Source organism: Gemmatimonadota bacterium (assembly GCA_009838845.1).
In the GTDB taxonomy this organism is placed as follows: domain Bacteria; phylum Latescibacterota; class UBA2968; order UBA2968; family UBA2968; genus VXRD01.
This window is the reverse complement of the sequence record VXRD01000044.1, coordinates 52,911-76,104: the sequence shown is the minus strand read 5'-3', so window position 1 is coordinate 76,104 and position 23,194 is coordinate 52,911. Positions and strand designations below refer to the sequence as shown.

The 23,194-nt window shown below is 47.8% G+C and carries 31 protein-coding genes; 30 read left to right on the top strand and 1 reads right to left on the bottom strand.

The annotated features are described in order from the left end of the window. Positions 1–14: 14 nt before the first annotated feature. Entirely contained in the window at positions 15–1,313 is a 1,299-nt protein-coding gene (locus F4Y39_06620) for a sulfatase-like hydrolase/transferase (GenBank protein ID MYC13386.1), read from the top strand. On the opposite strand, the gene F4Y39_06615 is transcribed toward F4Y39_06620, so the two are convergent. Next, positions 1,314–2,636, bottom strand: coding sequence for a sulfatase (locus F4Y39_06615; protein ID MYC13385.1), 1,323 nt, complete (start codon positions 2,634–2,636; stop codon positions 1,314–1,316). A 211-nt stretch (positions 2,637–2,847) separates the two neighbouring features. On the opposite strand from F4Y39_06615, the gene F4Y39_06610 reads away from it, so the two are divergent. The 29 genes from F4Y39_06610 (at position 2,848) to F4Y39_06470 (ending at position 23,177) form a co-directional block, all read left to right on the top strand. Next, positions 2,848–3,573, top strand: coding sequence for a hypothetical protein (locus F4Y39_06610; GenBank protein ID MYC13384.1), 726 nt, complete (start codon positions 2,848–2,850; stop codon positions 3,571–3,573). A gap of 3 nt (positions 3,574–3,576) precedes the next feature. Then, entirely contained in the window at positions 3,577–4,842 is a 1,266-nt protein-coding gene (locus F4Y39_06605; protein MYC13383.1) for a sulfatase-like hydrolase/transferase, read from the top strand. A gap of 119 nt (positions 4,843–4,961) precedes the next feature. Then, complete coding sequence (locus tag F4Y39_06600; protein MYC13382.1) at positions 4,962–5,198, top strand: DUF4160 domain-containing protein; 237 nt, start codon at positions 4,962–4,964, stop codon at positions 5,196–5,198. Continuing rightward, positions 5,179–5,481, top strand: a complete 303-nt coding sequence (locus F4Y39_06595) for a DUF2442 domain-containing protein (protein ID MYC13381.1) — start codon at positions 5,179–5,181, stop codon at positions 5,479–5,481. The genes F4Y39_06600 and F4Y39_06595 overlap by 20 nt, the downstream gene beginning before the upstream one ends. Before the next feature lie 65 nt (positions 5,482–5,546). Further along, positions 5,547–6,455, top strand: coding sequence for an EamA family transporter (locus F4Y39_06590; protein ID MYC13380.1), 909 nt, complete (start codon positions 5,547–5,549; stop codon positions 6,453–6,455). Between the two features lie 33 nt (positions 6,456–6,488). Continuing rightward, a complete protein-coding gene (locus tag F4Y39_06585) occupies positions 6,489–7,151 on the top strand; it encodes a class I SAM-dependent methyltransferase (GenBank protein ID MYC13379.1) in 663 nt (220 codons plus the stop codon). A gap of 130 nt (positions 7,152–7,281) precedes the next feature. Next, a complete protein-coding gene (locus F4Y39_06580) occupies positions 7,282–7,920 on the top strand; it encodes a histidine phosphatase family protein (protein MYC13378.1) in 639 nt (212 codons plus the stop codon). Between the two features lie 259 nt (positions 7,921–8,179). After that, positions 8,180–8,368, top strand: a complete 189-nt coding sequence (locus F4Y39_06575) for a hypothetical protein (protein ID MYC13377.1) — start codon at positions 8,180–8,182, stop codon at positions 8,366–8,368. After that, positions 8,362–9,162 (top strand): GNAT family N-acetyltransferase, encoded by an 801-nt coding sequence (locus F4Y39_06570; GenBank protein ID MYC13376.1) that lies wholly within the window; start codon positions 8,362–8,364, stop codon positions 9,160–9,162. Before F4Y39_06575 ends, F4Y39_06570 begins: the two co-directional genes overlap by 7 nt. Positions 9,163–9,277: 115 nt before the next feature. Next, positions 9,278–10,573, top strand: coding sequence for a beta-lactamase family protein (locus F4Y39_06565; protein ID MYC13375.1), 1,296 nt, complete (start codon positions 9,278–9,280; stop codon positions 10,571–10,573). Continuing rightward, entirely contained in the window at positions 10,570–11,496 is a 927-nt protein-coding gene (locus F4Y39_06560; protein ID MYC13374.1) for a phosphotransferase, read from the top strand. The genes F4Y39_06565 and F4Y39_06560 overlap by 4 nt, the downstream gene beginning before the upstream one ends. A gap of 328 nt (positions 11,497–11,824) precedes the next feature. Beyond that, positions 11,825–12,010 (top strand): hypothetical protein, encoded by a 186-nt coding sequence (locus F4Y39_06555; protein ID MYC13373.1) that lies wholly within the window; start codon positions 11,825–11,827, stop codon positions 12,008–12,010. Between the two features lie 154 nt (positions 12,011–12,164). Next, positions 12,165–12,554 carry a cupin domain-containing protein gene (locus F4Y39_06550; protein MYC13372.1) on the top strand — a complete coding sequence of 130 codons (390 nt, stop codon included), beginning with the start codon at positions 12,165–12,167 and terminating at the stop codon, positions 12,552–12,554. Then, positions 12,551–12,931: a class I SAM-dependent methyltransferase gene (locus F4Y39_06545; protein MYC13371.1), complete on the top strand. Its 381-nt coding sequence runs from the start codon at positions 12,551–12,553 to the stop codon at positions 12,929–12,931. Before F4Y39_06550 ends, F4Y39_06545 begins: the two co-directional genes overlap by 4 nt. Positions 12,932–13,051: 120 nt before the next feature. Next, a complete protein-coding gene (locus F4Y39_06540; protein MYC13370.1) occupies positions 13,052–14,176 on the top strand; it encodes a serine hydrolase in 1,125 nt (374 codons plus the stop codon). Between the two features lie 23 nt (positions 14,177–14,199). Next, on the top strand, positions 14,200–14,751 hold the full coding sequence (locus F4Y39_06535; protein ID MYC13369.1) for an NUDIX hydrolase: 552 nt from the start codon (positions 14,200–14,202) through the stop codon (positions 14,749–14,751). 10 nt (positions 14,752–14,761) lie between these two features. Beyond that, positions 14,762–15,478 carry a haloacid dehalogenase type II gene (locus F4Y39_06530; GenBank protein MYC13368.1) on the top strand — a complete coding sequence of 239 codons (717 nt, stop codon included), beginning with the start codon at positions 14,762–14,764 and terminating at the stop codon, positions 15,476–15,478. Between the two features lie 9 nt (positions 15,479–15,487). Next, complete coding sequence (locus F4Y39_06525) at positions 15,488–16,258, top strand: GNAT family N-acetyltransferase (GenBank protein ID MYC13367.1); 771 nt, start codon at positions 15,488–15,490, stop codon at positions 16,256–16,258. A gap of 616 nt (positions 16,259–16,874) precedes the next feature. Continuing rightward, positions 16,875–17,522, top strand: a complete 648-nt coding sequence (locus F4Y39_06520; protein MYC13366.1) for a GrpB family protein — start codon at positions 16,875–16,877, stop codon at positions 17,520–17,522. A gap of 70 nt (positions 17,523–17,592) precedes the next feature. Next, positions 17,593–18,693, top strand: a complete 1,101-nt coding sequence (locus F4Y39_06515; protein ID MYC13365.1) for a hypothetical protein — start codon at positions 17,593–17,595, stop codon at positions 18,691–18,693. Continuing rightward, a complete protein-coding gene (locus F4Y39_06510) occupies positions 18,690–19,289 on the top strand; it encodes a helix-turn-helix transcriptional regulator (GenBank protein MYC13364.1) in 600 nt (199 codons plus the stop codon). Before F4Y39_06515 ends, F4Y39_06510 begins: the two co-directional genes overlap by 4 nt. Positions 19,290–19,295: 6 nt before the next feature. Continuing rightward, positions 19,296–19,871, top strand: a complete 576-nt coding sequence (locus F4Y39_06505) for a transglutaminase family protein (GenBank protein MYC13363.1) — start codon at positions 19,296–19,298, stop codon at positions 19,869–19,871. Positions 19,872–19,918: 47 nt separating this feature from the next. Next, complete coding sequence (gene aac(3), locus F4Y39_06500) at positions 19,919–20,737, top strand: aminoglycoside 3-N-acetyltransferase (GenBank protein MYC13362.1); 819 nt, start codon at positions 19,919–19,921, stop codon at positions 20,735–20,737. Next, positions 20,713–21,204: a GNAT family N-acetyltransferase gene (locus F4Y39_06495; protein MYC13361.1), complete on the top strand. Its 492-nt coding sequence runs from the start codon at positions 20,713–20,715 to the stop codon at positions 21,202–21,204. The genes aac(3) and F4Y39_06495 overlap by 25 nt, the downstream gene beginning before the upstream one ends. Before the next feature lie 99 nt (positions 21,205–21,303). Further along, entirely contained in the window at positions 21,304–21,552 is a 249-nt protein-coding gene (locus tag F4Y39_06490) for a transcriptional regulator/antitoxin, MazE (protein MYC13360.1), read from the top strand. Beyond that, entirely contained in the window at positions 21,553–21,897 is a 345-nt protein-coding gene (locus F4Y39_06485; GenBank protein MYC13359.1) for an mRNA-degrading endonuclease, read from the top strand. 37 nt (positions 21,898–21,934) lie between these two features. Next, positions 21,935–22,399, top strand: a complete 465-nt coding sequence (locus tag F4Y39_06480) for a GNAT family N-acetyltransferase (protein MYC13358.1) — start codon at positions 21,935–21,937, stop codon at positions 22,397–22,399. A gap of 50 nt (positions 22,400–22,449) precedes the next feature. Further along, positions 22,450–22,812, top strand: a complete 363-nt coding sequence (locus F4Y39_06475; protein ID MYC13357.1) for a hypothetical protein — start codon at positions 22,450–22,452, stop codon at positions 22,810–22,812. A 50-nt stretch (positions 22,813–22,862) separates the two neighbouring features. Further along, complete coding sequence (locus F4Y39_06470) at positions 22,863–23,177, top strand: HigA family addiction module antidote protein (protein MYC13356.1); 315 nt, start codon at positions 22,863–22,865, stop codon at positions 23,175–23,177. Positions 23,178–23,194: the final 17 nt, after the last annotated feature.

Below are 23,194 nucleotides of genomic sequence, written 5' to 3'. Positions count from 1 at the left end.
AAGGAGATTTATCGATGAATGTGCTTGTTTTGATGAGCGATCATCACAGATTTGACGCATTGGGGTGCCTGGGGAATCCACTGGCTCATACGCCCAATCTGGATCGTCTGGCCGAAAAGAGTGTGCGATTTGACCAGTGTTATACACAGTCGCCTGTGTGTTCGCCAGCGCGGCACAGTTTGGCAACCGGCAAATATGTCCATACACATGGCGTCTTTACCAATAATTCAATGCCTTATCCGGGGATGTACACGATCGCACACGCCGTGCAACCCCTGAATTATCGCCGTTTTCATCTGGGCCATATGCACTGGAAAGATCCCGATATGGACAATGGCTATGAGCCAGAAATTACACAACAGATGTGGCGCGAGACAATGCCTGAGAATATGCTGGCCCGATACGATTGGGAAAATGAGGGTGTATTGCGGAGGTCATCTGGCGGGCCAAGTCCGCGAAGTCGAGAACAGCATTGGGGATATCATGTGGCGACAGAGTCGATTCGGCAGATTGAAGAAGCCGTCAGTAAAGGAGAGAAGTTTTTGTCCTGGACGAGTTTTACCGAGCCTCATCCCCCGTTTTATCCGCCCAAAGAAATTTATGAAAAGATCGATCAGTCAAAGATCGAATTACCAGAACAAGCACCTGCTGATGCGCCCTTGCCTCACAGTGATATTTTGAAAAAACGGAAAGAATGGGCGCATCTGACACCCGTGGAACTGCGGCAGGTTATTGCGGGATATTATGGGATGATTGAACTTGTGGATGGGTATTGTGGGATGGTTTTAGATGCGCTGGATCGGTTGGGGATCAGGGACGAGACGATTGTGATCTGGACGGCAGATCACGGCGACCAGATGTGGGAGCATGAGATGTTTTTGAAGTTTAATATGCGAGAGGCTTCGGTGCATGTGCCGTTGTTGATTTCTGATCCCAGAATTCGATCGGGCGTGCGGGATGAACTGGTAGAACACATTGATTTATTTCCGACGATTTGTGATTTGATTGGAGCTGAGGTTCCCGACTCTGTACACGGACAGTCGTTGAAACCATTGCTGGATGGAGAGCCGCCCCCTGATGATTGGCGGGATGCGGTATTCAGTCAGATTGGTGATACCCAGATGATTCGGACGGAGACGGAAAAGTTGAATGTATATCAGAGTGAAGCAGGAGAGTATTTTGATCTATCGAAGGATCCGAAGGAGTTTTATAATCGGATTGAGGATGCAAGATGTCAAGAGCGCGTGGGCGTATTGTTTGAACGGGTGAAGGCGTGGGAGCGTGCGCATGGCCGCGATGACGGTCAGGGATGATCACACATCGCAAAGACCCTTCACCTCCTGCAGCATCGGATCTTCTGTCTTCTCGGCCATCTGTACGAGTAGCCCTGCTAACCGCTTCTTCTCTTCTGAAATCTGTGGCGCGTCAATGAGATTTTCCATCTCCAACGGATCGGATTCGTGGTCATACAGGACATTGTGAATTCCTGGTGAAAACACGTAACGGCCATCCCATACGGCACGCCATCCATCGGGCTGGGTCGCGCCGCGGAGTCCCATATATACACAGTCGTTCTTCACGCCTTTCCCCTCCAGACACCAGTTCGCCATACTGTCGCCCTGCATCACATCGGGAATCCCCAATCCCGCCAGGTCCAAAATCGTGGGCGTGAGATCCACGCTACTCACCAGCGCGTCACACACCTGATTTGGTTTGATGCGATCGGGCCAACGCACGATGAACGGGATGCGAAACGCGGTCGCAAAGGGACTTCCCTTACCTCGAAAGTTGCGGTCATCGGGTTCGCAGTGACTGCCCAGCTTGTCGCCGTGATCGCTTACATAGACCACAATCGTATTATCTCCGATTCCCAATTCCTCCAGGCCAACCATCACACGTCCAATCTCCACATCCACTGCTGTTACCTGAGCGTAATACATCCGATAAAGCCGCCGAATCTCGCGTTCCCGATCTCCGAACCGTCCCTTCACGTCGTCTGGCAGTTCAAAGGTATCTGGATCGTACATATCCAGGTACTTCTGCGGGCACTGTTCGGGCTGGTGCGGCGGGCCATATCCCAAATAGTAGAGCCAGGGACGACCCGCGTCGCGATTTCGTTTTGCAAAGTCCAGAGCCATATCCGTATGCCACGCTGGCTCCCAGTCGTAGCCTTTGATCCGCACCCTCTCGCGATTCTCGTTGTAGTCCCAGACTTCAAAAAACTCGTGCCCCTTCTGGTACCCGTGCCATTCCCGCCATCCCGCTCGCCTGGGACCAGGCTCAATAAATCCACCCCATCCCCTGGGTTTGCCCCCATCCAGATGCCACTTCCCGATATAGCCTGTGGCGTATCCAGCGTCCGCAAACAGATCGGCAAACGTAATCAGTTCGGGATTCAACAGAATATTGTTCACATCTACGCCGTGGGTATGGCAATACAATCCAGTCTGCATCGTCCCCCGAAATGGGGAACACACAGGGCTGGACGAGGCGCAGCGCGAGAACCGGATCCCCTCCGACGCAAGACGGTCCAGATTCGGCGTTTTCACCTGCGAGTCACCAGCACAACCCATCACCGTTCCGCGGTGCTGGTCGGGCTGAATCACCAGCACATTCGGCTTTTCATTCGACATCATCGGCCCTCCATCAGTTGCTCCTACAGCACTATTCGTGACCCAATACAATAGCGACTTCGCCTTTGCAGGTCAAGCCCAGCCAAAATGGGTCATAGAGCATTTTCCAACCCTCTTTCGAAATCCATACCAGATGATACTTGCACTTCCCCTCAGTATGTCGTAGAATCTGCATGTCGTCCATTGAGAGCCTGCCTCAGAAAGGAGCGTGAAAATGGCTGAGCCATGGGAGTATATCCACACAAAGAGGGTATTGAACAAATACGGTTTACCTGTCGGAGCCTTTGATCCAGAGGCACCGGGAGAGCAGACATACGATATCTACTGGATGAACATCCGGACGAAGCGAGGGACTCCCAGCAGGTCTCACGAACCTGAGGCTACGCTCAGGATTTCCGCCAGGAATGAAGGTGAAGACCGTCATTTGGGGATCACCTGCTCGGACCTGAAGTTCGATAACACGACAGAGATCGATGCACAATGCGAGAATAACGCACTCACATCTCCAAAGACCTGGACGCTAAAGTATTCCAACGGAAGCCCGGCGGGAAAAGGACTGGTTGAATACACCCAGAAAGGAGAAATCCGAAATAGCCGGCTTTTTATGGATGATAAAGAGCCTGCGCATTCAAAGACGCTTGGGCCCTATACCGCCGACTGGTGTCTTTTTGACGCAGTCCAGCGTCTGGCCGTGAGAAAGGACACTACAAAGCACGCATTTGACCTGATAGAAGAATTCTCAATGATCCGGGAAAATCAGTTTCTAATTTATCGCGGGACATCGAAGATCACAACAGATCAAAGTGCTGTGACTGCAGATGTGTATTGCCACTACGGAGAATCCGTTATTCCCACCTGTTATTATGTAGATGCGAATGGAAGATTATTTCTCGTGGTGAGTACGCGTCGGACAGTGATCCTCAAGAAAGAGGGGTCATAAGCGATGGAACAGAGACCAAATATCCTTCTGATTACAACCGACCAGCACAGCGCGGAAGCCCTTGGACATCTGGGGTGCAATGACGTGAAGACACCCTGTATGGACCGGCTTGCAGCAAGAGGTATCAGCTTTGCAAAATCCTATAGTGCCAATCCAGTCTGCTGTCCAGCGCGTGCGAGTTGGTTTACCGGGCGCCACACACCCGAAAACGGAGTAGTAACTAACGGTGCCAACATGGTTCCATCCATGCCGGACCTGGGACAATGGCTGAACAAAAATGGTTACAACGCCTACTACAGCGGAAAATGGCATATTCCCGGCAGAGATGTCGCACAGAGTTTCCACCATATCTGCCCCGATCCGCGGAATACGGCTGAGACCGGAGACATTGCTTCGACCCGCAGTGCGATCGGATTTCTCCAGAACTACCAGAAGAAAGAACCCTTCTTCCTGTCAGTCGGACTCTTGAATCCGCACGATATCTGCTCCTTTGTACTGACGCATACGATGCACGACGGGAAGATGCCGTTCCTCGAGATTGACGACCTTCCTCCACTACCTCCCAATTTCGAGACAGACATGGCGGAACCGAAAAAAATCATAAGCTCCCGGAATCAGAAACTGGCAGATCAGGGCGAAGAATCCGGTATGGAAAAGTGGGAAGAGAAACTCTACCGTTACTATATTTGGACCTACTACCGCTACATTGAAAAGGTGGATGGACAGATCGGTTTGATCCTGGACGCACTCGAGAACTCAGCATTTAAGGACAATACGGTCGTGATCCTTACATCCGACCATGGGGACGGGCATATTCGGCACAAGATGGTCTTTAAGAGCTTTCTATACGATGAAGCTGCGCGGGTACCCTTTATCATGAGCTGGCCCGGTCACATCGAAGAACAGGTGATCGACCACGAGCATCTCGTATCGGGCGTGGATGTGTTTCCGACAGTTTGTGATTATGCCGGGATTTCGCCACCTCCCATGATGCGGGGATACAGCCTGCGTGCGATTGCTGAGGGTAAAAATCCAGATTGGCGGGATTTTGTAGTTGCACACGCCACCGGAGGCGGTAAAATGCTCCGCACCAACACACATAAGCTCATTACCTATGAGGACGATCCAGTAATCCAGCTCTTCGACATGGAAGCGGATCCCTGGGAAACCAGGAACCTAACAGAAGCGTCCGACTCAAGGGCATTGGCAAGTGAAATGCAAGAATCCCTGACTGCGTTTGAGAGTAAATTCGAGTTGGCGGAGGCTTGAATACCCCTTTACTACCTTTGGTTGTTCTGCTCTCTGAACACATTCTCCTTGACATTTTCCATATTCCATTGAAAATTATTCTTTGATTTCATTTCATTGTAAAACAATGATATACGTACATGCCAACTTTTTTTTCAAACGGTCCCTACCGATTTTTCTTTTATGCAGGTGACCGGGATGAACCGATTCATGTTCATGTGGAAAGAGATGATTCTATCGCAAAGTTTTGGATAGAACCTATCCGATTACAGAGAAGTAGAGGTTTTCGCAGTGTGGATCTGAGACGTATCAGAAGAATTATTGAGGACAAACAAGACGATATCGTGGAGTTCTGGAATGAGTATTTCAATGATTGAAATTCAGCCTACGCTTGCGGAGCGTATCTCTATCGACGATGAATCACTAATGATAGACTTAGTTGATGGACGAAGCATAAGCGTCCCTTTAGAATGGTATCCTCGTCTATTGCATGGCACTCTTCAGGAGCGCAATAATTGGCGCCTCATCGGTCGGGGTGAAGGCATCCATTGGCCTGATTTAGATGAGGATATTAGTGTCGAAAATGTATGGGCTGGCCGACCTTCGAGAGAGAGCCAACGTTCGCTAAAGCGATGGTTAGAAGCGCGAAATAAAGTGTAGTACTCGACTTGCCCGTTTTTTACGATAAGATACCCTCCTGATTCCATAATTCGAAAAATGTCGCCTTGACCCTCACCGCCATCATCCTCATCCTCATCTCCGCCTTCACTCACGTAGGCTGGAACCTGTTGTGTAAGCGGGAACACCCGTCCTCTGCCTTCTTCCTCCTGGTCAACACATTCGGGACTCTGTGCCTGATTCCCGCACTCATCCTATTCGGATCGGCAATTCCCACATTCCCTACCTCCGTATGGCTCTTGCTTATCGCAACAGGTATTTTCCAGACCATCTACATCCTCGGGTTGGCCAACGCCTACCAGAGAGGCGACCTGTCCATCCTCTACCCCATCGCCCGGTCCTCTCCGGTCATCGTGGTCATTATCGTGACGCTTTTTTTTGACCGTGCCGATCAGGTCAGTGCACAGTGCATTTGGGGCATTGCTCTGGTTGTCATTGGGATGTTTATCCTGCCCATGAAGCATTTGAGTGATTTCCATATTGACAACTACCTGACTTCATCGGTATTGTTTGCATTGATGGCCGCCTTCGCCTCAGCCGGTTATTCGATCATCGACGACGAGGCTTTGCGCTTCCTCAGAGATACTCCCGCCCTTCCCATTGCAGGCTGGCAGGCTACGATCCTCTATGCCTTTTTTGAAGGCCTCATTACCTCCCTCTGGCTGGGCATTTGGGTTCTATTTCAAAAACGCGGTCACATCCTGATGTGGGAAATCCTGAAAACGCGGGCATCTCGTGCCCTGCTGGCAGGTGCTGGCATGGCCGTCGCATATACTCTGGTCCTGATCAGTCTGGCTTTTGTCTCAAACATCAGCTATGCCGTTACTTTTTGCCAGATCAGCATTCCCCTGGGCACTATTTTCGGTATTCTCTGTCTCAAAGAACCCGGCTACACCCCCAAATATCTCGGAACCGCCATCATCTTCACAGGGCTTGTTCTCGTCGGAACCGGATAGAGGAACGCATAACTTATATCAGAAAGGAAACCTATGCCATTCAAGATCGCTGACGATCCGGAGACCGATTATCGGGACCTGGTAAGGACCGCTTATAACCGGTGTGCGAGAGATTACGCTGGGCAAAGGCTTATCACACCTGAAGCGGAACTCAACTTGATAACTGAGCATCTGCTGCCTGGTGCAAAGATCCTTGATGTTGGATGTGGTGCTGGTATCCCGGTTGCACAACATCTTGCCGGGACATTCAGCCTCACTGGGATCGACATCTCCTCAAACATGATCGCTTTAGCTAAGAAAAACGTCCCCACAGCCGAATTCATCATCGCCGACGTAATGAAGACCGAATTCCCCTCAGGTAGCTTCGATGCAATTGTCAGCTTTTACGCCATCTTCCATATCCCGAGACAGGAGCATCAGTACCTCTTTCGTAAATTTGCACAATGGCTTCGGCCCGGTGGCCTCCTTCTGTTTACGGTTGCAAGGTACGACGATGGGCCGGGATATACTGAAGATGATTTCTTCGGCGAGACCATGTACTGGAGCAACTTTGGCCCCTCTACCTACAAGAAATTTCTTATTGAGAATGGGTTTCAGATTGAACAGGAAGGCACCGTAGGAAGTGGATCCAAAAGTGCTAATGCGCCGGAGGAGGTTCACCCATTTTTCTTCGCCGTCAAAAGAGATAGCTCGTAGATGGACCTTAGTGTCTTTGAGCCGGTGTATGGGAAGCCTCTTGACCAGCCGGGCAAAGAGTTCTACGAACACCTCGGACTCAACGGAGATCCTTGTAAGAGTATGTAAAGATTGATGATGGAGTTATTTTATGAATGATGATATCAAGATTATGTTCATGCGCCACGGACGCTCTCGAGCAGATGACGAGAATGTCATTGAGGGCCGATATGATGCACCTCTTACAGACGTGGGTCGTGAACAAGCTGAAGTCCGAGCAAAGGAACTGAAGGCGAGAAAGATCAAATTTGACAGGATTATTGCGAGTCCATTAAAGCGTGCCTGCGAGACAGCCCAAATAGTAGATAACATCCTGGGGGTAGGTGTCGAATTTGATGAAGACTGGATGGAAAAGGATAATGGCCCAATTGCAGGTTTGCCACATCAGGTCGCCAGAGCCAGATATCCATTACCTGATTTTCACAATCCCTTTCAACCCCATGTTGTAAGTGCAGATGCGGGAGAGAGTGCCTGGGCATTTCACTGTCGAGCCGCACGGGCGCTGGAGAAAGTGATCCGACGAGGAAAAGGGCGCTACCTGGTGGTCGCACACGGAGGTATTTTAAATGCCGCGTTGCGTTGTATAGTTGGTGCACAGCCATCGGTCAGTGGTCAGGGGATTGAATTTTCCTTTGGGGATACAGGATACATTCAAACGCTTTATAAACCAGATCAACATCTTTGGGTGATTCGTGAATTCGTTAGTGGTTTTCGAGTTGAGGAGCGGTAAAGACTGGCCGCTACTGATTGGGTTGAAGGAGACAATAGATGAAGACCTATAGAAAACACCTGAATGGAACACTCAAGAATGATCGATTTAGAAGACTTTATGAAGAAGAGAAACAACTTGTAGAATTTTCTTTGAAGATTCTTGAGACTCGGAAAAACAAGGGCCTATCCCAGAAGGACGTTTCCCAAAAGTGAAGAAGGAATGACTACAGATAGCCACGGACAGCGAAAACCGCGCCGGTTATCCAAGGAGGTCATCTATGAGGAAAATGACCCAGGCAGAGCAGGATAAGATTTGGAAGGACGTTCAGAAGGAATTTCCGAATGATGAAATGATGCAGGAAATACACTTCATTCGGCAAGTGCATTATTTGCAGACCAAAGATTTATCTATGGAAGAACGCCTTCGCTTTTTAGAAAGTTCAAAAAATCAGGAGACTCTATGTTAGGGTCAATCATGAAGTCAACATCACTTGAGGACTTGTTTTCAGCGAATGAAAACAATCTGTACGATATCTACAAATTTCTTGCACAGAAAGGTGGCCGTACTCTTGTGGAAGAGGATGATGTCAGTTGGGTTATAGCTAAACCTTCGTGGCCAAATTTTATTTTTTCTCCCTGCTTTGCCCCACAACAGGTAGATGAAAGACTTGACGCGATCATGGACGCAATAAGGGATTTTGTCGCCCCACCTGTCATAAAACTCAGTGTGAGTAGTAAACCCGATAATCTGGAGGAAAGGCTGATAGAAAAAGACTTTGAACCGTTTCTCTCGCGCCCTGCAATGGCTGCCGATCTGAGCGAATGCAAATTCGATTCTCATAAATCTGAAGACGTAGCTATCGAGGTTGTCGATGCTATCGAAAAACTCACTCAATGGTGTCAAGTGGGAAGTGGTTTTGAGTTCAGCCTCTATGAGAGGCTATTATCAGAACCAAATTTGCGACTCTATTCAGGATCATTGGGTGGAAAAGTCGTTGGCAGGTCTATGATGTTTTATTCTTCCGGTGTAGCTGGACTCTACAATGTTATGGTTTTGCCAGAATTCAGGAATCAAGGAATTGGAACTGCTTTAACGATCGCACCATTGCTGGATGCATTAGAGAGGGGTTTTCAAATTTCAACTCTTCAAGCGTCATCAATAGGCGAGCCAATTTACCGAAAAATCGGGTTTGAACGACTTTTTGATTTCACCTATTGCAGACCCAAGCAGATCAATTTCAGCGATTTTATGAAGGTCTAAATATTGATGATCTAAGACCGCTGAGAAAAATACGGCACGGCTTATACCAACGGCTTCACGCGTCCTTCCGAACCCACTATCTGAAAAAATATCGTTGAACATATATGGTGAATTTATGCCAGACGTGACCATTCAAGATCAAATTGATACAATTATAGAAAATGCGATAAATGAGCCCCAATTGGTAGGGGCATCAGTGGGTGTTATGGGTGACAATGAGGTTATTCATGCGCGGGGATATGGCTATGCAGATTTAAATAAGAAAATAAAAGCTACTGAACATACTGTTTATCGAATTGGCTCAATAACGAAACAGTTTACAGCCCTCGCCGTTATGATTCTTGTTGAACAGGGCAAGGTGGATTTGAATGATATTATGCTGGACTATCTGCCCAATTATCCCCAAAGAGATCATAAAGTCACAATTGATCAGCTTCTCAACCATACATCGGGCATCAAAAGCTATACAGATATCGAGAAATTTTGGGAAATATCTGAACGCGATCTTTCCCGGCAGGAGACCGTTGATCTATTCTCGTCAGAACCCGTTGAATTCTCCCCAGGTGAAAATTTCCAGTACAATAACTCAGGGTATTACCTCCTGGGCTTGATAATCGAAAATGTATCTGGTATGAGCTATGCTGACTTTCTCAAAGCGAACGTATGGCAACCTTTGGAAATGTTTGACACCTACTATTTGGGGAAAATCAAAAACGTCAAGAATATTGCAACAGGTTATGACCATAAGGATAATGAATTTGTTTTGGCGCGCCCCATCGGCATGGATAACCCATTCTCTGGAGGCTCATTGGGTTCCAGTGTATTAGACCTGCTGAAATGGCAGACGACACTAAACGAAAATAAACTCATATCACGACAAAGCTATAATAAGATGATTGAGCCAGGTCTTTTGACAGGGGGAAAACATACTACATACGGATATGGTTTTTTCATCAGCAATCTCAATGGACATCGCAAAATTGAGCATGGCGGAACCATAAACGGATTTCGTGCCCAATTATCTGCTTACCCCGATGATGGTCTTACAGTCACTGTATTGTGCAATCTCAACTCTGCTCCACAGACACAACTTGAAAGTCAAATTTCACGCCTGATTTTGGGGATTCCTGAAATCGTAATTAATGAAATCCATGTGTCAGAAGCTGAACTCCAACTCTACACAGGAAACTATAAGTGGTGTTCGACTATGGCACCCGTGCCATTCCCAGTATCAGTTGCAGAAGGTACACTCAGAGTAGGTGGTCGGCCACTCAGTGCAATAGGAAATCACACCTTTGTTTTTTCTACCGATCCGTATTACACGGTGACTTTCACCATTAAAGATGGCAAATCTATAAGCTTTCGAGCTGAGAGGGAAGGGCAAGTAACAGATGCTCTTCGAGACGAATGAAGTTTCTGAATCCAACATTTGAGGAAAACAGGTTAAACCTCATTGAATATTTGTCTATTGCAGTTGGCAAAGAAATCAACGGCCTTAGAAAACAGCCCCAACCTACTGTAGGAGGCATAGAGAATCGCAATTACTATATCTATGCAAAAACGGATGGTGGAAATATTGATTTCGTCCTAAGATGCGAACCCGAACATATCCCCCAATGGCGAAAAAGCTATGATCTGTATAATCTTCACCGCGAATACTTGATTTTGCAGGAACTTCATGAATTGAATCTAAGACTTCGCACCCCCCAAGTTTGGGGATTTGATCATGGAGAAACTTTTGGTGTCCCCAGTTTTCTGATGGAATGTCTGCCCGGCAAGCATCTAAGGTGGACATTCGATCCTTCCTATAGCGATCAATTGGTTTCGCAACTGGCAGAGTTGATTGCATATATTTCTACTATCGATTACAGGGAAGCCGATAGTCTCGAAGCTATTCTCCCTGTCCGCACAATGTGTAGCAACCTTGTCTGGTTAGATGAGAACTCTCGCACATTTAGAAATGATCCATTGGTGAAATATTTGCTCTCCTGGCTGAGTGAACGGCTACCAAATGCTCGTCCTCTAACCTTTTGTCACGGGGATCCTAACCCACAGAATTTTCTTCATAAAAATGGTGTTATATATGCTGCCATAGATTGGGAATTTGCTTGTTTAAAAAATGATCCACTCGGTGAAATTCTATGCGTGGGATGGTTACACCAAAAACCTGAACTTAAGACCATTTTTTGCCAGGCGTTTGGAAGGGATGTTGAGGAGCTACTATGGTTTGAAGTGTGTGGATTATTTGGTGCAACATACGTGAATCATAATAAAAAGAATTTCGAAGCAAACAGAAATAAACTGACTCAACTTGTGGGCTATAGGAAACACTGACTTATTATCTCCAATTAAAAAAGCAGCAGTTTTCGTGGTGCAGACCTGAGACGTATCAGAAGAATTATTGAGGAAAAACAAGATGATATCGTGGAATTCTGGATGAATATTTCAACGATTGAAATTCAGCTTACGCTTGCGGAGCGTATATCTATGCGTACTATCGCCAGAAAACCATTGAATTCGAAAATGGAATTGGGTATTTTTGCAGTTGGAACTTCACACATCTGGTAAAAGTGAACACGCGACGCGAGATTAATTTGATCAATGCGTTGAAAGGCTATGGACAGATAGAAATTATTGCTCCGCCGGAGTTATAAGAGGATCTATGAGGAAAGTGACGCAGGCAGAGCAGGAAAAGATTTGGGAAGATGTTCGGAAGGAATTTCCGAATGATGAAATGATGCAGGAAATACACTTCATTCGGCAAGTGCATTATTTGCAGACCAAAGATTTATCAATAGAAGAACGCCTTTGCTTTTTTGAACGTTCGATTCAGAAGACATCGGTATAACGTCATTACCCCAAACTATTCTTGGAAAATATCGCCCACTGCCCCAAAATGGTAGTGGGCTTTACAATTTGATGAGAACAATTAAAAGATGTGCAGGTTTTCACCGCACGATAGTAAACTGAAAGTCAAAAAAAACTACTGAGGAGGATTCAAAATGGAGCTGATTCGCTCGTCGGACATTCAGGTATTCTGTAATTCTGGAATAGAATCTCGACAACTGCTATTTCCCGAGAACTCCTCTTCGAAAAGGGTCACGATTACACACGTCACCGTCCCACCTGGAGGTAAAAACCCTGCACATCGACATAAAACATCAGAACAGATTTGGATAGCTTTACAAGGTTCCGGAAATTTGATTCTGGAAAACAAGGTGGCAGAAAAATTCGCCGCTGGTGACGTCGTTCGATTCGAGGACGGTGACCTTCATGGGTTCATCAACTCGGGTACCCAGCCCTTTATCTATATATCAGTCACATCACCGCCTATGAATTTTCGTGCGGCCTATGACAGTGGTTGGTCAAGTACGATAGGCAACAAACAATGATTGATGATTCCTACAGTTTGGGGGGAGCAAAGCATTACGACGCGGCATACAGCGTCAAAGACGATCTGGTGGACAGGGATTTCTACTTCGATCTAGCCGATGAGTACGGTGGCCCGATCCTCGAATTCGGCTGCGGCACCGGGAGAATTACTCTGCCGCTGGCGCGACAAGGCGTTGATGTCACGAGGATGGATGCTTCTCATCCCATGCTGGAGGTCTTGCGCGCCAAACTCGCTAAAGAACGGGAAAGCGTACAACTCGCCTTTTGGAGGACGACTCTGGCAGCAGTCGTCCTGCTGGCCATTGCGAGGAGGCTCAAGAGCCACACTCTCGTCAAGAACTGGTCCACCAGATCCTTGATGTTCCCGAAAATTTGAAAGGAGAACTTTTTGCATGAAGGTGACTGCTGTGATCGCATTCGGGATATTAGACAGGTTCTGGAGCTGTTCTTGTTTGCTGATTGCTCTGCCTTTCGCTGCCTCTCGGCAGGATTCCACATGTTGAAGCCAGCTTTAGCCCTATTACTATGGTTCGTTTGCCTTCCCAGCATCGCAATAGCACAAGAAACTGGAGAATCTACCCTACCCGATGACTGGCCCTTATCAACACTTGAATCAGAGGGGATCAAGCCAGAACCGATTGTTCAGGTTGCGCATCAAATACGCAGCCAGGTGTACGAGAACATCCACAGCTTTCTGATCGTCAGAAATGGCAAGCTGGTATTCGAAGCGTATTACACTGGCACAGACGGTGCGAGGGGCGAGGTCGAGTTCGGCGAGCAAACCCTGCATGATACACGGTCCGTTTCCAAAAGCATCACATCTACGCTAATCGGCATCGCCATCGATCGTGGATATATCGACTCAGTAGATGTACCAATGGCTCGTTTTTTTCCGGAGTATGCCCGCTATCTAACGATGGAAAAAGGGCGAATTACCCTGAAGCATCTACTGACGATGACCGCCGGATTCAACTGGGATCAATCTAGCGCACATAACTCTGAGCCGGGTTCCCTCAATTCCGAAGCGCAGATGGAAAACGCCAGCGACTTTATAGAGTATGTGCTTTCCAGAGAGATGTCGGACGAACCAGGTTCACGATTCAACTACAACAGCGGTTGTTTCATCTTGCTCGCTGGCGTAATTAAGCGGGCATCGGGTATGCAAGTGGAGAAATTCGCAGATAAATATCTCTTTGCTCCGCTCGGAATAGATCACTCAGAATGGTGGTACACCAAAAGCGGCTTGCCCCAAACGCATGCTGGCTTGCGACTCAGGCCGCGCGACATGGCCAAGATCGGCCAACTCTATGTGGATGACGGACGTTTTCAGGACAAACAGATTGTATCGGCAACCTGGATCAGCGAGTCGGCGAAGGGGCATTACGGCAACGACCGATACGGGTTTGGCTGGTGGCTCGATCATTTTCCATACCGCGGGCGATCAGTTGACGTTCTTGCGGCCGAAGGAAACGGCGGTCAGTTCATCTTCGCCATCCCAGAGTTGTCTCTGGTCATCGTCTTCACAGGTGGCAACTACGGTTCGTCTGTGGCCAATCAGGCGTTCCGGATCGCGATTGGTCATGTGTTGCCTGCGGTCAACGAGACAGATAATGGGAAATAGAATGATAGCTAAAAGGATAAACTATGAATACTTCAGATAGCCATGGACCGCGGAAGCCACGCCGGTTATCCCGGGAGGTCATCTACGAGAGCTCGTGGATGAACCTTTATGCCGACAAGGTGGAGTTTCCCCAAGGCAGGATAATTGATCGCCATTATTTCTTAGATTTTAAGAAGGAGGCAGTCGCTGTACTCGTTGAAAATGATAATGGACAAATCCTGATGATCGAATCTTACCGATACACGACCGGCACTATCGAGTGGGAGATTCCAGCAGGAGGAATTGAAAAAGGAGAATCTGTACTGGAAGCTGCCAGGCGCGAAGTCATTGAAGAGACAGGATATGATACGAGTAATATGGAAGTGATCTACACTTTTCATCCCTCCAATGGTATTTCAAACCAGGTGTTCCACATTGCGAAATGTTTGGCTACAGGGTCCCAAGGGGAGTTTGATAGGAATGAAGTGAGGAGTGTGAGATGGTGTACTCGTGCTGAAGTCAGTCAACTGATCCGGGAAAGAAAACTCAGGGACGGGCTCTCACTAACCGCCCTTTTGCTCGAACTGTTCAAGTAGGGAGCCAACAATGAAATATCCAGGTGTAAAAGCGCTTACATTTGATGTTGGAGGTACTGTTTTTGATTGGAGAGGGACGATTGAGGCTGAACTCCGCGCATTGTCAGCAGAAAAAGGTGTAAGGCTTGACGCACGTCAGTTCGCCACGGACTGGCGCAGTGGTATGTTTGAGATGCTGGCGCGAGTAAAAACAGGTGAGTTGCCAAGGATGAACGCCGATGCGATTCATCGGCTCGTACTTGACAATATTCTCGAGAATCACAACACCATTCATCTTTCCGCGAAGGAGAGAGACGACCTGAATCTGGTGTGGCACAGGATGAAGACCTGGCCAGATGCCGTTGGCGCAATACACAAATTGCGGGGTCATTATTCAGTCATCATATTGACCGTATTGAGTTTCGCAATTGCCGTAGATTGCTCTAAATACAATAGCCTCAATTGGGACGGTATATTATCGTGCGAATTTCTTGAGCGATATAAAACAGACACGCGAGCGTATCAACAGGCCGCTGAACTCCTCGGTTGCGCACCAGATGAGGTAATGATGGTGGCGGCGCATGCGAACGATCTCAAAGGCGCCAAAGACGCAGGTCTGAAAACCGCATACGTACATCGGGAAGACGACTGGTGGAGGGGATGTCCGACTGATGAGCCTACTCTGCCCCTTGAGACCTTTGATGTAAGCGCATCTGACTTCGATGATCTGGTCAAAAAACTAACCTGAGTAATATCAATGGCATACGACATCGCACAGTTGGATTCAGCAGATTTCATCGAACTCGCGAATACTCTGGGTGATACCCCCGAGACTGTAGTGGCAGTACACCTGCTGAAAAAAAAACTGTGCAAGGCCTTTGTAGCAGGAAGTCCCACCTCCTTCAGCGCAGCTATCGTCCAGGGCCACTTCGATCCAGAAGAACCCAGGGGATTTGGGACCGAGGCGCGAGCACTGTGGGAATTGCTTCAGTTAGTGGAGGGGTGGGACTGTATAGGTGTGAATCGACAATGCGCCAAACCGCTTGGTGATCTGATAGAGAATTCCAACGGAGTAAAAGTACGCTACTACGATGACGTTTATCATTCGTTGACGAGACCGGTCCAACTGTTCATCCATGACCATGTCCGCGAATTGACCATTCACGACCGAAACTTAATTGCCTCCGCACCCATCGAAATACAGGGTAGTGGTTACGAGGATATGGAGACAATGCTCTCAGAGGGAATTGTGGCGGGAGCTATTGATGCGGGTCAATTGGTGTCCATAGCTCACACAAGCGGCGTCACCGATCTTCACGGCGAGATTGGCGTTGGTACTCTTGAACCCTGGCGCAAAAGAGGTCTGTGTAGTGCCGCCGCCTCGATAGTATCGAATAGGCTTCAAGAACAAGGACGCGTTCCCATCTGGAGCACGGGAGAGGACAACTTTGCCTCATTGCGAGTTGCAGCGAAACTTGGCTTTCGGGAGACCTCCCGCAGGACCTACGTGATTCTGATCAAAAGTTGAACAATCTTTAATAATCACAAGACGCGCGATAAAATTTCTGCAAAATTTAGTTCTGCCGTAACACACAAGGAGAAAGCCTCTTGGAAGAAACCGCTCATGTTTGGGATCCGCTCTCCCCCACGGAAGCACAGGAGCTATTCTCTGGGCTATCCGCACCGTGGTGGATTTCCGGCGGGTGGGCCATTGATCTTTTTATCGGTCATCAGACACGTCCTCATGGGGACCTGGACGTTCTGATCCTTAGAGACGATCAACTCATATTCCAGGAACACCTTTCTAATTGGGACCTAAGCGACAGGAGTTCGCCAGAGTTTACGACATGGTCCAAAGGCGAATTCCTGAATCCACCCATTAACGACATTTGGGGGCGCCGTACGCCGGAATCCCCCTGGGCAATCCAGCTAATGCTTATGGAAACAGACGGAGATTCGTGGGTTTTCCGTCGTGAACCGAAGATCACCGGACCAATTTCCTCCCTGGGACGGATAACCAGATCCGGAATACCTTACCTCACTCCGCAGATTCAGCTTCTCTACAAGGCGAATAATCTACAGATCGATCGGAATAAAGCCGACTTTAAGAATACTCTGCCGCACCTCAACTACGAGGAAGCTGCGTGGCTAAGACGATGTTTGGAGCTATGCCATCCCGGACACGAGTGGATACCAAAGCTGAGCCAGATAATGAAAGACCTGAAGCAAATCTGAGCTATGAGAAAGCGGAGGCAGGACACCACAATCAAGACCAAACAATGAATAGTTCTACGCCAATCCAATTGTCTCAATATCAGCCAACCTGGAAGCGGAAATTTAACGTCGAAAAACGTAAGCTCTGGGATATATTCAGCACGGCAGCTATAGAGATTGAACATATCGGTAGTACAGCCATTGAGAATCTGCCATCGAAACCGATAATTGATATTGCCGTTAAGATTAAAAATCACAAAGATGCCGATGGATTCATAAAAGCCCTTGCTCAAATAGGATACGATTTCTACCCTACTCGGTCCAGTACCGAACGGCACTTCTTTGCCAAGGGCACCCCTGTCAAGTTCCATCTGTCTATTGCCTATACTGACCGTGGAGGATTTTGGGATCGTCAGATCCTTTTCCGCGACTTTTTGCGATCTAATCAAGAAGCAAGAGATGAGTATGCAAAACTCAAAGAAGAGTTATTACAGAAAGACCCATCTGGCAAGGGTTATACAGAAGGCAAAACCGATTTTGTCCATCGAATACTATATTTAGCAGAAAAGAAAGGTTAAAAATATAGAGGATAGTAGGCACTGGCTACTTCCATTGAGGAAGCTTCAGACTCTATCCACAATAATATGGATGCAAGATACGATGCACGTAACTGATCTCACTCACTCCCAACTTCAGAGCTACCGATCTATCTGGGGAAGTTTCACAGACTTCGGTTGGACTTTTGCTGGCCCAGAAAGAACATTTGGTTTCTACGGGAGACTAAGAGTAGATGAAACTGGCTCGATTGATCTCCTCGATCTATGTGTCGCCTGCTCTGGAAAGCATTCAGAAAACGGACCGTCCTCTAAGGTTTTGGCACTCAAAGAGGCACTTCGTCGGTCTCAATCCAAACCCGAAGAACGGGATCAATTCCGGATCAATTTCACATCCGAGACGCCCTATCGTAGGATCCCAGATAGCCATCTTGTACTAACCTACGGAAACGCGGATGACCTCTGGGATCATCACCTTGAACAAATTCGACCAAAACCCAAAGCTTCTGGTAATCCCCTTTTAGAACAGAACATTTACTATCCTGTAAGTCAAAAGGCAAATCCTGCTGACGCGAGGAAAGTTTCACTGGCTGAATTATCCAACCTCCTCTCTCAAAATCCTGCAATAGCGATCACTGGTGCAGGCATCTCAACGGGAAGTGGTATTCCGAGCTTTCGGGGAGAGAAAGGATTGGAACGGCACTTCCCCCTGCATGAACCATTCCCAGGTACAGTTGCGAATCTGATGATTGAGGAACCACACAGACTGGCTCAGATACTCGCACAGTTCCAGGCTGCATTCATTCAGGCAGAGCCGAATGCCGCCCACAAGGTACTGGCACATCTCGAAGAGATCGGCATAATCCGCCACATCATCACTGGAAATGATGACAAACTCCATGAACGGGCGGGATCCAGGCGGGTACACCTGAAAAGCCATACATATTTCGAACCTGACGGAAAGGGGTGGAATTGGTTAACGGAAGGAAAAATCCTCCTCGCCATAGGCCTGGGCAGAGATGAGCATGGTTTGATCAGTTATTGCCGTGGCCAGGGGACTCTAATTACAGCAATCTCGCCGAATAGGCCCGAATTTCTGCATCAAGAGGATCTATACCTGAAAGGCAAAGCAGAAGACATACTTCTCCACCTCAAAGAGAGATGTCTCAATTATACGACTGGAGAGTCTAAATGAGTACGTGGCGCGAATTGACATTCCCGATCAACGCCTTAAAGAAGACAGTAATCGTTATTGAAGATGACCGTGCGAACATACTTGCCGATCCACTTCGTTGGCACATCCTCGAAACCCTTGGCGACGGAAAGTCGGTTGCAGAAATTTCGCAGACATTGGAAATTACTGATGTCCGGGTGCTATACCACTTGAAAAAGCTGGCAGAAACAGGTGTCGTACAATTGGAGAAAGATGAAACTGGTCCCCATGAATGGCGTTGTTCGCCAGCAGCGGGTAAGATTCGCGTTCGAGAGGACCTCCTGGCAAACAACCAGATTACAGAGGCCATGCCAATTGAGGTTGTCAGCCAGTTCAATCAAGCATTTCGCGAAGTTGCCGAGGGCCTGTACGGTTCGACATTCCAGACATCCGTCAATCACAACCGCGCGCGGCTATCTGAAGAACAGGCATCAGAATTTGGTCGTCGATTATTGGCACTTATAGAAGAATACTTTCCGCCCGGAAAAGGAGACCGCTCAGGTATCAAATACGGATTTTACGGAATTCTCACACCGATTGATCTTCATCCTCTTGGCGACACTGAAACCGGGGAATAACTTGATATGAATGAATATCTCCGTTCCACAGACATAATAAATTATGACCACCCTGAGGTGCAACGTCTCGCGAGTACTTTAGCAGAAGGAATCTCAGATCAAACGATAATCGCAAAGCGCTGCTTTGAGTGGGTGCGTGACAAAATTAAGCACAGCGGCGACTTCAAAATGAATCCGACGACCTGTGCTGCATCCGAGGTATTGCATCACAAGACAGGCTGGTGTTTTGCCAAAAGCCATCTGCTTGCTGCGCTCTTAAGAGCAAACCACATACCCACAGGTCTTTGTTACCAACGGCTCACGCGAAATGGCAAGACGCCTCCCTTTACACTACACGGTTTGAATGCCGTTCTACTACCCCAATTTGGGTGGTATAGAATCGATCCAAGGGGCAACAGAAGTGGCGTAGATGCTCAATTCGATCCGCCTCATGAGAAATTGGCGTGGCCTATAGCCATTGAGGGAGAAGGAAATTTCCAGGAGATATGGGTTGATCCCCTACCAGAGGTAGTTGCTGTCTTGCGGGGCTATGACACCTGGGAAGATGTCCGCGCTCATCTTCCAGATCGACCCTTCAAATAAAGAGCAAGACTCAACCCTGACTCTCAAAGACAAAGGAGTAAATCATTATGGCGAAAACAGATTTGCCAGTAATTACGCGAAGCAGGTTGGTATCTGACTTATCAAAACTGGGGCTTGTCCCGGGCGATACCCTGATGCTGCACGCGTCTGTCAAGGCAGTCGGCTGGATCGTTGGCGGACCTGATATGGTGATCCAGGCAATTTTGGATGTGATTGGACCTGCGGGCACCTTGATGATGTACATAAAATGCGAGGAGCCTCTAAACGAAATTGAATATTGGCCAGAGGACTGGCAAAAAGCGTACCTGGCAGAATGCCCACCGTTTGATCCCAAACGGACACGCGCCTTCCGCAAGTGGAGCATCCTCACCGAGCACCTCCGAACATGGCCCGGCGCGTATTGCAGCAACCATCCCGAAGCAAGAATGGCGGCTATTGGCGCAAAAGCGGAGTGGATCACATCGGATCATCCCCTCCAATTTGGTTATGGTGCAGGCTCCCCTCTCGCAAAATTGTGCAAAGTCAGGGGGCGAATACTACTGCTTGGACCACTCTTTGATAGCCTGACGATTCTACATTACGCAGAGCATATTGCTGACGTGCCCAACAAGAAAACTGAGCGCTATCGGTGGCCCATCTTGCGTGATGGCAAGTGCGAATGGATAGAATTTGAGCAATTTGACACTTCTGGTGGCATCGTCGATTGGGGGCCCCCCAATGGCGACTATTTTCTTTCCATTGTAGAGGAATATATGACCCAGGCAAGCTATGCAACGAGACGGGTTGGAGCCGCAGACTCTTATTTGTTCGACGCTAAGGATCTGACCGATTTTGCCGTTACATGGTTAGAGGAGCGGTTCGGTTAGAATACAAAATGACTATTACAATCCGTGAGGCAAAAAAGGCGGATATAGCCGCCGTCCTTTCGATGCAGGAAGACCTGACATCCGAAGGCGCAATATGGGGCTATGGACCCGATTCGGCAGAAGTGTGGAATGACCGCAATCTGGATTGGCTCTTTTTGGCGATAGATGGCTGTGAGCCTGTTGGGTTCATCTACAGTGAGGAACGGCCATATCGAGGCGAATGTGTATTCCCCGAAGGTAGCCGTATTCTCGAAATCATTGAACTATATGTGCGTCCCGAATCCCGCCACAGTGGAACAGGCTGGCAGTTGGTCAAAACTGTCCAATCAAAAGCAAAAGCCGCTGGATTCAGTCATATGCGGCTCTACTCGGCAGCAAAGCGTTTCGATGATATCCTTGCATTTTATCGAGACTGTGGGTTTACACCTTGGTACCTCGAAATGGTGAAACCAATCGAGACTGAATAAGGTGATGTGCCGTTTGCTATAAAATCCCTTGCAAGTTGACTGCAATTTGGATATACTTCGGATATACATCTGGAACTGCTGATTTCAAGGAGATAAACGATGGTGACTAAAGTTCAAAAATGGGGCAATAGTCAGGGACTCCGATTTTCTAAAGCTATTCTGGAGGAAGCCCATATCAATGTTGGAGATCAAGTCAATATTTCTGTTAAAAAGGGACAAATCATTGTTGAACCTGTGACAAAAGTGCGGGGAAAATACGATTTGCGTGAACTGGTTTCCAAAATGCCCCAAAATTATCAAGTCGAAGAGTTGGACTGGGGAAAGCCTATAGGGAAAGAAGTGTGGTAAATGCCAGAATATATTCCCCAAAAAGGTGACTTCGTCATTTTGACTTTTGATCCACAGGCCGGACATGAGCAAAGAGGCCGTCGTCCCGCTTTGGTAATCAGTAATACACTGTTTAACAGGCATACAGGACTTGCTATGGTGTGCCCAATCACCAACACCTTTAGAGATATTCCCCTTCATGTTGCGATCCCCAAAGGACAGGCCATTAGTGGGTATATCATGGTAGAGCAGATTAAATCAATTGATTACAACAGCCGGAAGGTAAAGCGTGTATCTAAAGCACCTCAGGCTGTGCTTAATGAAGTGTTGAGTATTCTGGATGCCTGTATATATCCCCCTACTTGAAGATGCTTGAACAAATAGGGCAACAAAGGGTCTCTCCGTGAAAGAGTTGAGAATTCGGAAGGCGGATGCAGTTGACAGCGACTTTGTCTTTGCCGTAAAAAAGGCCGCATTCCGAGAATATATGGAGCAGGTCTGGGGCTGGGACGATACACATCAGAGGGAATTACACAATAAGCGGTTTGATTCGCAGGATGTTCGCATTATCCAATTTCAAGAAAACGATGTTGGATTCTTCTCCACATCTTGTACCTCCGATTCTCTCAAGATCCATCAGCTCTTTATCCATCCTGAGTATCAGGGTAGAGGAATCGGATCATCGTGCATGACACGCATTCTCGCCGATACCAACGCTGCGGGAAAAACTGTGAACCTGCAAGTATTAAAGATCAACACCCGTGGCATCGCCTTCTACCAGAGACTGGGATTTTCAATCGTCGATGAGGATTCTACACATGTTCAGATGAAAAAACTGCCAGCACTTACAGATCCGGCACTTCAATAAAACGCGTCAGCTCACAGATTTTACCGTTTGATCATTAGGGAGACAAAACAGTGAGCATACATCGCATCACCGCAATGGTTCCAATAACCGATTTGGATCAAGCCATAACCTTCTACTCACAAGGCCTGGGTCTTCAGATCATCCAGCGTAAAGACGAGTGGGGCCACGCCCTGCTGGAAGGTGAACACGGATACCAGGTGATGATAGATCGTTCGATTCGCACGGAATCGAACGCCTCAACCGTCGTTTACTACTACACCTCTGATATTGAAACATTGAGAGACCGTGTGATCGCCGCTGGTTTCGAACCTGATCCTATCCGTGTAACTTTTTACGGCATGACAGAATTTCGAGTTCGTGATCCCGATGGCAATCAAATCTGGATCGGCGTGCGTGAGGCTTCCACCACTTGACATATTGACATAGCATGGGTCCCGTGTTATGATGCGATAAGGTATCGACCATGGTACGTATTCCAACAAATCGTGTTCCAACTCATCCGGGTGAGATGCTACTGGAGGAATTTCTAAATCCTTTGGGTTTAACGCAACGCGAATTGGCCGACGCCATTCATGTTCCTTATCAGCGGATCAACGAATTGGTGAATGGTCACCGCGGTATGACGCCGAGCACAGCCCTGCGTCTGGCAAAATATTTCGATGTGTCACCCGCGTTTTGGATGAATTTCCAACTTCGCTGGGATCTGTATCAAACGATCCAATCTGAAGCTCAAGAATTAGAGACGATTGAACCACATGGCATAGAACTTAAGGTATAAAGGACAAGGGGCCTTCA

Bases quoted from the DNA above. Each gene is read 5' to 3' on its own strand.
- F4Y39_06620 (MYC13386.1), top strand. From the start codon at position 15: ATGAATGTGCTTGTTTTGATGAGCGATCATCACAGATTTGACGCATTG.
- F4Y39_06615 (MYC13385.1), bottom strand. From the start codon at position 2,636: ATGATGTCGAATGAAAAGCCGAATGTGCTGGTGATTCAGCCCGACCAG.
- F4Y39_06610 (MYC13384.1), top strand. From the start codon at position 2,848: ATGGCTGAGCCATGGGAGTATATCCACACAAAGAGGGTATTGAACAAA.
- F4Y39_06605 (MYC13383.1), top strand. From the start codon at position 3,577: ATGGAACAGAGACCAAATATCCTTCTGATTACAACCGACCAGCACAGC.
- F4Y39_06600 (MYC13382.1), top strand. From the start codon at position 4,962: ATGCCAACTTTTTTTTCAAACGGTCCCTACCGATTTTTCTTTTATGCA.
- F4Y39_06595 (MYC13381.1), top strand. From the start codon at position 5,179: ATGAGTATTTCAATGATTGAAATTCAGCCTACGCTTGCGGAGCGTATC.
- F4Y39_06585 (MYC13379.1), top strand. From the start codon at position 6,489: ATGCCATTCAAGATCGCTGACGATCCGGAGACCGATTATCGGGACCTG.
- F4Y39_06580 (MYC13378.1), top strand. From the start codon at position 7,282: ATGAATGATGATATCAAGATTATGTTCATGCGCCACGGACGCTCTCGA.
- F4Y39_06575 (MYC13377.1), top strand. From the start codon at position 8,180: ATGAGGAAAATGACCCAGGCAGAGCAGGATAAGATTTGGAAGGACGTT.
- F4Y39_06570 (MYC13376.1), top strand. From the start codon at position 8,362: ATGTTAGGGTCAATCATGAAGTCAACATCACTTGAGGACTTGTTTTCA.
- F4Y39_06565 (MYC13375.1), top strand. From the start codon at position 9,278: ATGCCAGACGTGACCATTCAAGATCAAATTGATACAATTATAGAAAAT.
- F4Y39_06560 (MYC13374.1), top strand. From the start codon at position 10,570: ATGAAGTTTCTGAATCCAACATTTGAGGAAAACAGGTTAAACCTCATT.
- F4Y39_06555 (MYC13373.1), top strand. From the start codon at position 11,825: ATGAGGAAAGTGACGCAGGCAGAGCAGGAAAAGATTTGGGAAGATGTT.
- F4Y39_06550 (MYC13372.1), top strand. From the start codon at position 12,165: ATGGAGCTGATTCGCTCGTCGGACATTCAGGTATTCTGTAATTCTGGA.
- F4Y39_06545 (MYC13371.1), top strand. From the start codon at position 12,551: ATGATTGATGATTCCTACAGTTTGGGGGGAGCAAAGCATTACGACGCG.
- F4Y39_06540 (MYC13370.1), top strand. From the start codon at position 13,052: ATGTTGAAGCCAGCTTTAGCCCTATTACTATGGTTCGTTTGCCTTCCC.
- F4Y39_06535 (MYC13369.1), top strand. From the start codon at position 14,200: ATGAATACTTCAGATAGCCATGGACCGCGGAAGCCACGCCGGTTATCC.
- F4Y39_06530 (MYC13368.1), top strand. From the start codon at position 14,762: ATGAAATATCCAGGTGTAAAAGCGCTTACATTTGATGTTGGAGGTACT.
- F4Y39_06525 (MYC13367.1), top strand. From the start codon at position 15,488: ATGGCATACGACATCGCACAGTTGGATTCAGCAGATTTCATCGAACTC.
- F4Y39_06515 (MYC13365.1), top strand. From the start codon at position 17,593: ATGCAAGATACGATGCACGTAACTGATCTCACTCACTCCCAACTTCAG.
- F4Y39_06510 (MYC13364.1), top strand. From the start codon at position 18,690: ATGAGTACGTGGCGCGAATTGACATTCCCGATCAACGCCTTAAAGAAG.
- F4Y39_06505 (MYC13363.1), top strand. From the start codon at position 19,296: ATGAATGAATATCTCCGTTCCACAGACATAATAAATTATGACCACCCT.
- F4Y39_06495 (MYC13361.1), top strand. From the start codon at position 20,713: ATGGTTAGAGGAGCGGTTCGGTTAGAATACAAAATGACTATTACAATC.
- F4Y39_06490 (MYC13360.1), top strand. From the start codon at position 21,304: ATGGTGACTAAAGTTCAAAAATGGGGCAATAGTCAGGGACTCCGATTT.
- F4Y39_06485 (MYC13359.1), top strand. From the start codon at position 21,553: ATGCCAGAATATATTCCCCAAAAAGGTGACTTCGTCATTTTGACTTTT.
- F4Y39_06470 (MYC13356.1), top strand. From the start codon at position 22,863: ATGGTACGTATTCCAACAAATCGTGTTCCAACTCATCCGGGTGAGATG.